The organism is Staphylococcus sp. MSU001 (assembly GCF_052976705.1).
In genome coordinates, this window is record NZ_JBRIKK010000009.1 from 21,551 (window position 1) to 33,550 (window position 12,000).

11 protein-coding genes are annotated in these 12,000 nt (G+C 33.3%); all 11 read left to right on the top strand.

Features of this window, described 5'->3' with window-relative positions; translation table 11 throughout:
• Positions 1-67 precede the first annotated feature (67 nt).
• The 11 genes from topA to ACVBFA_RS05705 all read left to right on the top strand — a co-directional run bounded on the left by topA (position 68) and on the right by ACVBFA_RS05705 (position 11,999).
• Positions 68-2,137 (top strand): type I DNA topoisomerase, encoded by a 2,070-nt coding sequence (gene topA / locus ACVBFA_RS05655; protein ID WP_002446285.1) that lies wholly within the window; start codon positions 68-70, stop codon positions 2,135-2,137.
• Between the two features lie 24 nt (positions 2,138-2,161).
• Positions 2,162-3,469 (top strand): FADH(2)-oxidizing methylenetetrahydrofolate--tRNA-(uracil(54)-C(5))-methyltransferase TrmFO, encoded by a 1,308-nt coding sequence (gene trmFO, locus ACVBFA_RS05660; protein ID WP_002473845.1) that lies wholly within the window; start codon positions 2,162-2,164, stop codon positions 3,467-3,469.
• A 253-nt stretch (positions 3,470-3,722) separates the two neighbouring features.
• Entirely contained in the window at positions 3,723-4,583 is an 861-nt protein-coding gene (xerC, locus tag ACVBFA_RS05665; RefSeq protein WP_002439503.1) for a tyrosine recombinase XerC, read from the top strand.
• A 3-nt stretch (positions 4,584-4,586) separates the two neighbouring features.
• The gene (gene hslV, locus ACVBFA_RS05670) at positions 4,587-5,129 is read left to right on the top strand and encodes an ATP-dependent protease subunit HslV (protein ID WP_002446288.1); all 543 of its coding nucleotides are present in this window, start codon (positions 4,587-4,589) and stop codon (positions 5,127-5,129) included.
• 69 nt (positions 5,130-5,198) lie between these two features.
• Entirely contained in the window at positions 5,199-6,602 is a 1,404-nt protein-coding gene (gene hslU, locus ACVBFA_RS05675; RefSeq protein WP_126122453.1) for an ATP-dependent protease ATPase subunit HslU, read from the top strand.
• A gap of 23 nt (positions 6,603-6,625) precedes the next feature.
• Complete coding sequence (codY, locus tag ACVBFA_RS05680; protein WP_002446289.1) at positions 6,626-7,399, top strand: GTP-sensing pleiotropic transcriptional regulator CodY; 774 nt, start codon at positions 6,626-6,628, stop codon at positions 7,397-7,399.
• A 356-nt stretch (positions 7,400-7,755) separates the two neighbouring features.
• Complete coding sequence (gene rpsB / locus ACVBFA_RS05685) at positions 7,756-8,544, top strand: 30S ribosomal protein S2 (protein ID WP_001832557.1); 789 nt, start codon at positions 7,756-7,758, stop codon at positions 8,542-8,544.
• 151 nt (positions 8,545-8,695) lie between these two features.
• Positions 8,696-9,574, top strand: coding sequence for a translation elongation factor Ts (gene tsf, locus ACVBFA_RS05690; RefSeq protein ID WP_002446291.1), 879 nt, complete (start codon positions 8,696-8,698; stop codon positions 9,572-9,574).
• Between the two features lie 140 nt (positions 9,575-9,714).
• Positions 9,715-10,437: a UMP kinase gene (gene pyrH / locus ACVBFA_RS05695; protein ID WP_002439511.1), complete on the top strand. Its 723-nt coding sequence runs from the start codon at positions 9,715-9,717 to the stop codon at positions 10,435-10,437.
• 16 nt (positions 10,438-10,453) lie between these two features.
• Positions 10,454-11,008, top strand: coding sequence for a ribosome recycling factor (frr, locus tag ACVBFA_RS05700; protein WP_002446292.1), 555 nt, complete (start codon positions 10,454-10,456; stop codon positions 11,006-11,008).
• Positions 11,009-11,228: 220 nt separating this feature from the next.
• Complete coding sequence (locus tag ACVBFA_RS05705; RefSeq protein WP_002487391.1) at positions 11,229-11,999, top strand: isoprenyl transferase; 771 nt, start codon at positions 11,229-11,231, stop codon at positions 11,997-11,999.
• Position 12,000: the final 1 nt, after the last annotated feature.

Genomic DNA, 12,000 nt, shown 5'->3' on the forward strand with positions numbered 1-12,000 from the left:
TGACAAATACAAAAATAACCGTTTATCATTTATCTTTAGTAATTAAATTTGCAAGGGGGAATAAACTTTGGCAGATAATTTAGTCATTGTTGAATCGCCTGCAAAAGCTAAAACCATTGAAAAATATTTAGGCAAAAGATATAAAGTTATTGCTTCAATGGGACATGTTCGTGACTTACCAAGAAGTCAAATGGGTGTCGACACTGAAGATAACTATGAACCAAAATATATTACAATTCGTGGCAAAGGTCCTGTAGTTAAAGATTTAAAAAAACATGCGAAAAAAGCCAAAAAGATATTTTTAGCTAGTGACCCTGACCGTGAAGGTGAAGCGATTGCTTGGCATTTATCAAAAATTTTAGAATTAGAAGATAGCAAAGAAAATAGAGTAGTATTTAATGAAATTACAAAAGATGCTGTTAAAGATAGTTTTAAGCATCCTCGTGGTATTGAAATGGATTTAGTTGACGCGCAACAAGCACGTCGTATTTTAGATAGACTCGTTGGTTATAATATTTCTCCAGTATTATGGAAGAAAGTTAAAAAAGGGCTGTCTGCTGGGAGAGTTCAGTCAGTTGCTTTACGTTTAGTCATTGACCGTGAAAATGAAATTCGTAATTTTAAACCTGAAGAGTATTGGTCTATTGAAGGTGAATTTAGATACAAGAAATCTAAGTTTACAGCTAAATTTCTACACTATAAAAATAAACCTTATAAGCTAAATAACAAAGACGATGTTCAAAAGATTACTGAAGCATTAAATGGTGATCAATTTGAAATCACCAATGTGAATCGTAAAGAAAAAACGCGTTATCCTGCTCATCCATTTACTACATCAACCTTACAACAAGAAGCTGCACGTAAATTAAATTTTAAAGCACGTAAGACAATGATGCTAGCGCAACAATTATATGAAGGTATTGACTTAAAGCGTCAAGGTACAGTAGGTTTAATCACGTATATGCGTACTGATTCTACTCGTATCTCAACTTCTGCAAAATCAGAAGCGCAGCAATATATTACTGATAAATATGGTGAACAGTACGTGTCTCAGCGTAAATCATCGGGTAAACAAGGTGATCAAGATGCTCACGAAGCTATTAGACCTACTAGTACAATGCGAACGCCTGATGATATGAAAGCTTTTCTTACTAGAGATCAACACCGTCTATACAAATTAATTTGGGAGAGATTTGTAGCAAGTCAGATGGCTCCAGCTATTTTGGATACGGTAGCTTTAGATGTAACTCAAAACGACATTAAATTTAGAGCTAATGGTCAAACTATTAAATTTAAAGGTTTTATGACACTATATGTAGAGGCAAAAGATGATAAAGAGAATGATAAAGAAAATAAGCTTCCTCAACTTGATAAAGGAGATAAGGTGACTGCGACAAAGATTGAACCGGCACAACACTTTACACAACCTCCTCCTCGTTATACCGAGGCACGTTTAGTTAAAACACTCGAGGAACTTAAAATTGGAAGACCTTCAACATATGCTCCTACTATTGATACGATTCAAAAGCGGAACTACGTCAAGTTAGAAAGTAAACGCTTCATTCCAACTGAATTAGGAGAAATTGTTTATGAGCAAGTTAAAGAATACTTCCCAGAAATTATTGATGTAGAATTCACTGTAAACATGGAAACATTACTTGATAAAATTGCTGAAGGTGACATGAATTGGCGTAAAGTAATAGGAGATTTCTACAACAGTTTTAAACAAGATGTTGAGCGCGCCGAATCTGAAATGGAAAAGATTGAGATTAAAGACGAGCCAGCAGGTGAAGATTGTGAAGTCTGTGGTTCTCCAATGGTAATTAAAATGGGAAGATATGGTAAGTTTATGGCATGTTCAAACTTTCCAGACTGTCGTAACACAAAAGCAATTGTCAAAACGATTGGTGTCACGTGTCCAAAATGTAATGAAGGAGATGTCGTAGAACGTAAATCAAAGAAAAATAGAATTTTCTATGGTTGTTCTAGATATCCGGAATGTGATTTTATTTCTTGGGATAAGCCTGTTGGAAGAGATTGTCCTAAGTGTCATCATTACCTTGTGAATAAGAAAAAAGGTAAAAGTAGTCAAGTTGTGTGCTCCAACTGTGATTATGAAGAAGAAGTTCAAAAATAGATGAGTAATTTTAGGAGGGGCAAAATGACTCAAAAAGTAAATGTTGTAGGAGCTGGTTTAGCTGGCTCTGAAGCTGCATATCAATTAGCTCAACGTGGAATTAAAGTGAATTTAATTGAGATGCGTCCAGTTAAACAGACTCCAGCGCACCATACAGATAAATTTGCTGAATTGGTTTGTTCAAATTCATTGAGAGGTAATGCACTTACAAATGCTGTCGGTGTACTTAAAGAGGAAATGAGACATTTAGACTCGTTAATTATCACATCAGCAGATAAAGCACGTGTGCCAGCTGGTGGTGCTTTAGCAGTGGACAGACATGATTTTGCTGGCTATATTACAGATACCTTAAGAAACCACCCAAACATCACTGTATTAAATGAAGAAGTTAATCATATACCAGAAGGTTATACGATTATAGCAACTGGTCCTTTAACTACTGAGCATTTAGCACAAGAAATTGTTGATATTACTGGTAAAGATCAATTGTATTTTTACGATGCTGCCGCACCAATAATAGAAAAAGATTCAATTAATATGGATAAAGTATATTTAAAATCACGTTATGATAAAGGTGAAGCAGCGTATCTTAATTGCCCTATGACTGAAGAAGAATTTAATCGTTTTTATGATGCAGTATTAGAAGCTGAAGTTGCACCAGTCAATGAATTTGAAAAAGAAAAATATTTTGAAGGTTGTATGCCTTTTGAAGTCATGGCTGAAAGAGGACGAAAAACTTTGTTATTTGGTCCGATGAAACCTGTTGGACTTGAAGATCCTAAGACTGGGAAACGCCCTTATGCAGTTGTTCAATTAAGACAAGATGATGCAGCTGGAACATTATATAATATTGTTGGCTTTCAAACACATTTAAAATGGGGTGCGCAAAAAGAAGTCATTCGTTTAATACCAGGATTAGAAAATGTTGATATTGTAAGATATGGTGTGATGCACCGAAATACCTTTATTAATTCACCTGATGTTTTAAACGAAAAATATGAATTAAAAGGACATGATAATTTATATTTTGCTGGACAAATGACTGGCGTTGAAGGTTATGTTGAAAGTGCTGCTAGTGGATTAGTTGCAGGTATTAATCTTGCGCATAAAATTTTAGGTAAAGGGGAAGTTATTTTCCCTAGGGAGACAATGATAGGTAGTATGGCTTACTACATATCGCATGCAAAAAATGAGAAGAACTTTCAACCTATGAATGCCAATTTTGGTCTTTTACCATCTCTTGAAAAACGTATTAAAGATAAAAAAGAAAGATATGAAACACAAGCCAAAAGAGCGTTAGAGTATTTAGATAATTACAAACAAACGCTGTAATTTACAAATAGGTTAACTAGGTAGTTGATAACTACCTGGTTTTTTTGTGATGAATATTGTTTAAAACTAACGTAAATTAAGTAAAACAAGTGAGTTAGAGAAAATTATGACTAATTTATATAAAGTATGGAATTAATTCTCTAAAGATTTTGAATTGATTATCAAATTACTGTATGCGTTTTTACACATATGCTACAATGCAATATGATGGAGGGGATTGATTTTGGATAAAATCCAAGAAACATTTTTATACATGTTAAAGGTTGAAAGAAACTTTTCAGAGTATACGTTAAAATCTTATCATGATGACTTAGTTCAATTTAACAACTTTTTAGAAAGAGAACATTTACAACTTGAGACTTTTGAATATAAAGATGCTAGAAACTATTTGGCTTTTTTATATTCTAATCAACTAAAAAGAACTACGGTATCAAGAAAGATATCAACGTTACGTACCTTCTATGAATTTTGGATGACTCAAGATAATTCAATTATTAATCCCTTTGTTCAACTAGTGCATCCTAAAAAAGAGAAGTATTTACCTCAATTCTTTTATGAAGAAGAAATGGAAGCACTTTTTCAAACTGTAGAGCATGATAATAAAAAGGGCATACGGGACAAAGTTATTATTGAATTGTTATATGCAACAGGAATACGTGTGTCTGAATTAATAAATATTAAATTAAAAGATATAGATATGAACTTACCTGGTGTAAAAGTCTTAGGTAAAGGAAATAAGGAAAGGTTTATACCTTTTGGAGAGTTCTGTAGACAGAGTATAGAAAGATACTTAGAAGAATTTCAACCTAAACAATTAGCTAATCATGATTATTTAATTGTAAATATGAAAGGTGATCCTATCACCGAAAGAGGAGTAAGGTATGTACTTAATGATGTCGTTAAAAGAACCGCTGGGGTCAATGACATACATCCTCATAAATTAAGACATACTTTTGCTACACATTTATTAAATCAAGGTGCTGATTTAAGGACTGTACAGTCTTTACTTGGTCACGTCAATTTATCGACCACTGGACGTTATACACATGTTTCGAATCAACAATTGAGAAAGGTGTATTTAAACGCACATCCTCGAGCAAAAAAAGGAGAGTAATTTATGGATAATTCTTTACACGCTACAACAATTTACGCTGTACGCCATAATGGTGAAGCAGCTATGGCTGGTGATGGTCAAGTCACATTAGGCCAACAAGTTATTATGAAACAAACTGCGAGAAAAGTGAGACGTTTATACGAAGGAAAAGTATTGGCTGGTTTTGCTGGTAGTGTTGCTGATGCCTTCACACTTTTCGAAAAATTTGAAACAAAACTTCAGCAATTTAGTGGTAATTTAGAGCGCGCAGCTGTTGAACTAGCACAAGAATGGCGTGGAGATAAACAATTACGACAACTAGAGGCGATGCTTATCGTAATGGATAAAGATGCCATACTTATTGTTAGTGGTACAGGTGAAGTTATTGCACCTGATGATGATTTAATTGCCATTGGGTCAGGTGGTAACTACGCACTTAGCGCAGGTCGAGCTTTAAAAAGACATGCAACACAACTTTCTGCTAGTGAAATGGCATACGAAAGTTTAAAAGTTGCAGCTGATATTTGTGTGTTTACAAATGACAATATAATTGTAGAAACGCTTTAAAAACAGCATTGCTCAAATTAAGGAAATGAATCTCATAAAACAAAGTAGCAATATGGAGGAATGTTAAATATGGATACAAATGGAATTAAATTAACCCCAAAAGACATCGTATCTAAATTGAATGAGTATATTGTAGGACAAAATGATGCAAAACGTAAGGTGGCTATTGCATTAAGAAATCGTTATCGTAGAAGTCTTTTAAAAGAAGAAGAGAAACAAGAGATTGCGCCTAAAAATATTTTAATGATTGGTCCAACGGGAGTTGGTAAAACTGAAATAGCTCGACGCATAGCAAAAATTGTTGGAGCACCGTTTATTAAAGTCGAGGCAACTAAATTTACAGAAGTCGGTTACGTTGGTAGAGATGTTGAAAGCATGGTTAGAGATTTAGTTGATGTTGCTGTACGTTTAGTAAAAGACGAGAAAAAGTCATTAGTTAAAGATGAGGCAACTAAGAAAGCAAACGACAAATTAGTTAAATTACTTGTTCCGAGTTTAAAAAAGAAGGCAGCACAAGGTAACAATCCTTTGGAAAATTTATTCGGTGGAGCAATTCCAAACTTCGGTCAAAATCAAGATGAAGAGGAAGAACCGCCAACTGAGGAAATTAAAACGAAACGTTCTGAAATAAAAAAACAACTTGAACAGGGCAAACTTGAAAATGAAAAAGTAAGAATAAAAGTAGAACAAGATCCTGCATCAATGGGAATGTTAGGGACTAATCAAAATCAACAGATTCAAGATATGATGAATCAATTGATGCCCAAGAAAAAAGTCGAAAGAGAAGTTTCGGTTGAGACAGCTAGAAAAATCTTAGCTGATGATTTTGCTGACGAATTAATCGACCAAGAAACTGCGAATCAACAAGCCTTAGAGCTTGCAGAACAAATGGGTATCATATTTATTGATGAAATAGACAAGGTTGCTACTAACAATCAAAATAGCGGTCAAGATGTGTCAAGACAAGGCGTACAACGAGATATTCTTCCTATACTTGAAGGTAGCATGATTCAGACAAAATATGGTACTGTAAATACTGAACATATGCTATTTATAGGTGCTGGTGCATTCCACGTATCAAAACCTAGTGATTTAATTCCTGAATTACAAGGTCGATTTCCAATTAGAGTGGAATTAGAAAGCCTTTCAGTAGAAGATTTCGTGAGAATTCTGACAGAACCAAAATTATCGCTTGTCAAACAATATGAAGCATTGCTTCAAACTGAAGAAGTTACAGTTAACTTCTCAGAAGATGCCATTCAAAGATTAGCTGAAATTGCATATCAAGTTAATCAAGATACTGATAATATTGGTGCTCGTAGATTACACACTATTCTAGAAAAAATGCTTGAAGATTTATCATTTGAAGCACCAAGCATGCCGAATGCTGTTGTGGATATTACCCCACAATATGTAGATGACAAATTAAAATCAATCTCAACAAATAAAGATTTAAGTGCATTTATTTTATAAATATATATAGAAGGAGAAAAAATATGAGCTTATTATCTAAAACAAGAGAATTAAACACTTTATTACAAAAACATAAAGGCATTGCAGTAGATTTTAAAGATGTTGCTCAAACAATTAGTAATGTTACAGTTACTAATGTATTTATTGTGTCGAGAAGAGGTAAAATCTTAGGATCTTGTTTGAATGAATTATTAAAAAGTGAACGTATTAAAGATATGTTAGAAGATCGACATATACCGCGCGAATATACTGAAGAGTTGATGAATGTTAAACAAACAGAATCAAATATCGATATTGATAATGAATTAACTGTATTTCCACCAGAGAATAGAGAGGTATTTTTAAATAGTAGAACAACTATTTTTCCAATTTTAGGTGGTGGCGAAAGACTTGGTACGCTAGTCTTAGGTCGAGTTCAAGACGACTTCAATGAAAATGACTTAGTATTAGGAGAATATGCAGCCACTGTAATAGGAATGGAAATATTACGAGAAAAACATAATGAAGTCGAAAAAGAAGCTAGAGATAAAGCTGCTATAACAATGGCAATCAACTCACTTTCATACTCAGAAAAAGAAGCAATCGAACATATATTTGAAGAACTTGGTGGTACAGAAGGTTTACTTATAGCTTCAAAAGTAGCTGACAGAGTGGGCATTACACGATCAGTCATAGTGAATGCTTTACGCAAACTTGAAAGTGCGGGTGTCATAGAATCACGTTCTCTTGGAATGAAAGGGACATTTATTAAAGTGAAAAAAGATAAATTCCTTGATGAGCTTGAAAAAAATAAGTAAAAGTTGAATATGAAATGTTTTTTTGAAATATTAGTAAATTAAGATTAATCTGTGAATAATGAATGGACTGATTTTTACTTTTTCAGAAACCTATTATTTTATATGTTAATTATCGACTATAAAATGTTTAGAGAAATTAAGAATGTTATTAAATAATCTCCATCTTTATTGTTATTCAAACAGAAATTCAATAATACAAATCATGTTATTGCTTTTATGTATTAAATATGATATATTAATTGACGGCTATAAAGCCAATACGCACATAATCAATTTAAATATAAAGGGTGCAAATTAAATATTTGTCTTTATATCAGTTGATTATGGAGGTAAATAACCACTAGGAGGAATTTAAAATGGCAGTAATTTCTATGAAACAATTACTTGAAGCCGGTGTTCACTTCGGTCACCAAACACGCCGTTGGAACCCAAAAATGAAAAAATATATCTTCACTGAAAGAAATGGTATTTATATCATTGATTTACAAAAAACAGTGAAAAAAGTTGAAGAAGCATACAACTTTGTTAAACAAATCTCTGAAGAAGGCGGAAAAGTCTTATTCGTAGGTACAAAAAAACAAGCGCAAGAATCAGTTAAAGCTGAGGCAGAGCGTGCTGGTCAATTCTACGTTAACCAAAGATGGTTAGGTGGGATTTTAACTAACTACAAAACAATCTCAAAACGAATTAAACGTATTTCTGAAATTGAAAAAATGGAAGAAGACGGATTATTTGAAGTATTACCTAAAAAAGAAGTTGTTGAACTTAAAAAAGAATACGACCGTTTAATTAAGTTCTTAGGTGGTATTCGCGATATGAAATCAATGCCTCAAGCATTATTCGTTGTTGATCCTCGTAAAGAGCGCAACGCTATTGCTGAAGCTCGCAAACTAAATATTCCTATCGTAGGTATTGTTGACACTAACTGTGATCCTGATGAAATTGATTACGTTATCCCAGCAAACGATGATGCTATTCGTGCCGTTAAATTATTAACTGGTAAAATGGCAGACGCTATCTTAGAAGGTCAACAAGGTGTATCTAATGAAGAAGTAGCTGCAGAACAAAACATCAATTTAGATGACAAAGAAGAATCTGAACAAGCAGAAACAACTGAAGAAAACACTTCTGTTGAATCAAACTAAGAGATAGTTTAAATGGGTGATAAGATACTAATGCTTATCACCTTTTTTTAAAAATAAAATTAAATCATAATACTGTAATGGAAATATAACCTAAAATAATGCTAAAATCTAGGTATATCAATAATTACTATTTATATTGGAGGAATAATGAATGGCAATTTCAGCAAAACTTGTTAAAGAATTACGTGAAAAAACTGGCGCAGGAATGATGGATTGTAAAAAAGCGCTAACTGAAACTGATGGTGACATCGATAAAGCGATTGACTACTTACGTGAAAAAGGTATTGCAAAAGCAGCTAAAAAAGCTGACCGTATCGCAGCAGAAGGTCTTGTACACGTTGAAGTAAAAGGTAATGAAGCTGCAATCGTTGAAATTAATTCAGAAACAGACTTCGTAGCACGTAACGAAGGTTTCCAAGAATTAGTTAAAGAAATTGCTAACCATATTTTAGATAGCAAGGTAGAAACAGTAGACGCTTTGATGGAATCTAAATTATCTAGCGGTAAAACTGTTGATGAAAGAATGAAAGAAGCTATCTCAACAATTGGTGAAAAATTAAGCATCCGTCGTTTCTCTATCAGAACAAAAACTGATAATGATGCATTTGGTGCATATTTACACATGGGTGGACGTATTGGTGTGTTAACCGTAGTTGAAGGTACTACTGATGAAGAAGCTGCTAAAGACGTAGCAATGCACATTGCGGCAATCAACCCTAAATATGTTTCTTCTGAACAAGTAAGCGAAGAAGAAATCAATCATGAAAGAGAAGTATTAAAACAACAAGCATTAAACGAAGGTAAACCAGAAAAAATCGTTGAAAAAATGGTTGAAGGTCGTTTACGTAAATATTTACAAGAAATTTGTGCTGTAGATCAAAACTTCGTTAAAAATCCAGACGAAACTGTTGAAGCTTTCTTAAAAGCTAAAGGTGGTAAACTTACTGATTTCGTTCGTTATGAAGTTGGAGAAGGTATGGAAAAACGTGAAGAAAACTTTGCTGAAGAAGTTAAAGGACAAATGAAATAATCTGTCATAAAGTTTAACAAGGAAGAAGACACCTCACACGTTTCCTTTTTATAAGCCTATTGTTAAGATAGCTAAAAGGAGACATTCGTGTCTTCTTTACTTATATATTTACATATTTTTACGATAGAGAGGATAAGAAAATGGCACAAACTTCTAAATATAAACGTGTAGTATTAAAATTGAGTGGTGAAGCTTTAGCAGGTGATAAAGGATTCGGCATAAATCCTATCATTATCAAAAGCGTTGCACAGCAAGTTGCTGAAGTTGCCAAAATGGATTGTGAAATTGCTGTCATTGTCGGCGGTGGAAATATTTGGAGAGGCAAAACTGGTAGCGACCTGGGCATGGATCGTGGTACGGCTGATTACATGGGGATGCTTGCTACTGTAATGAATGCTTTAGCATTACAAGACAGTTTAGAACAATTAGATTGTGATACACGTGTTTTAACTTCTATTGAAATGAAACAAGTTGCTGAACCATATATTCGTCGACGTGCAATTAGACATTTGGAGAAAAAACGTGTTGTTATATTTGCCGCTGGAATTGGTAATCCTTACTTCTCAACTGACACAACTGCTGCTTTACGTGCGGCTGAAGTAGAAGCAGATGTAATTTTAATGGGTAAAAATAATGTAGATGGTGTTTATTCAGCTGATCCAAAAGTTGATGCAAATGCAATTAAATATGAACATTTGACACATATTCAAATGCTTCAAGAAGGTTTACAAGTGATGGATTCAACAGCTTCATCGTTCTGCATGGATAATAACATTCCATTAAATGTTTTCTCTATTATGGAAGAAGGTAATATTAAGCGTGCTGTAATGGGTGAAAAAATCGGAACATTAATTACAAAATAATTTTGAGGTGTAAAAAATGAGTGACATAATCAAAGATACAAAGTCTAGAATGCAAAAATCAATTGATAACTTATCTCGTGAACTTGCTAACATTAGTGCTGGTAGAGCAAACTCCAATTTACTTAATGGTGTTACAGTTGACTACTATGGTGCACCTACACCAGTGCAACAATTAGCAAGTATCAATGTGCCTGAAGCACGTCTATTAGTTATTTCACCATATGATAAGACATCAGTTGCTGATATTGAAAAAGCAATTATCGCGGCTAATCTTGGGGTTAATCCAACGAGTGATGGTGAGGTTATTCGTATCTCTGTACCAGCTTTAACTGAAGAAAGACGAAAAGAATTAGTTAAAGAAGTTAAAAAAATTGGTGAAGATGCTAAAGTCTCAATTAGAAATATTCGTCGTGATATTAATGATCAGCTTAAAAAAGACGAAAAAAATGGTGACATTACTGAAGACGACTTAAGAAGTCAAACTGATGATGTACAAAAAGCTACAGATAATTCGATTAAAGATATAGATCAATTGGTTGCCGACAAAGAAAAAGATATTATGTCAGTATAGGTATTTTATTTTCGCAAACACATTCATATTAGTATATTATCTAAAATGAAACATCTGTCAGACATTGAATATCTTCATAGTCTAAACTGTACCAACTAAGACTTTGGTACAGTTTTTTTATTTGCTTATTCAATGGAATAAATGAGTATGATAAAATGATAGATGATTGTTTAATTAACTAATATTATAAACAGAGACGATCAGGCTCGGAGGAAAGACCATGTTTAAAAAGCTGAAAAATAAAAACAAAACTGAGACAAACCATAATAATGATTTAGACATACATAATATACCTGAACATGTGGCTATTATCATGGATGGAAATGGACGTTGGGCAAAAAAACGTAAAATGCCTAGAATTAAAGGACATTATGAAGGTATGCAAACAATCAAAAAAATTACTCGCGAAGCGAGTGATTTAGGTATTAAGTACTTAACACTATACGCATTTTCAACAGAGAATTGGTCTAGACCTGAAAGTGAAGTTAATTATATTATGAATCTTCCTGTGAATTTCCTTAAAACATTTCTACCAGAATTAATTGAAAAGAATGTTAAAATTGAAACAATAGGGTTTTATGAAGGTTTACCACAATCGACAATTAATGCTATTGATTTTGCTAAAGCTAAAACTCAGAACAATACTGGGTTAACTCTTGTGTTTGCTATAAATTATGGTGGACGAGCTGAGATTATTCAGAGTATGAAAACAATATATAACGAATTACAATTAAACGGACAAGGATCTGATGTGATTGATGAGGCGTTAATAAAACGTCATTTAATGACGCATAGTTATCCAGATCCAGACTTATTAATACGCACTTCAGGAGAACAAAGGATAAGCAATTTCTTAATATGGCAAGCTTCATATAGTGAATTTATTTTTAATGAAAAGCTATGGCCAGATTTTGATGAAAAAGAGTTAAGAGAGTGTTTGAAAATATATCAATCACGCCAAAGACGTTTTGGAGGATTAAGTGAGGAGTAAA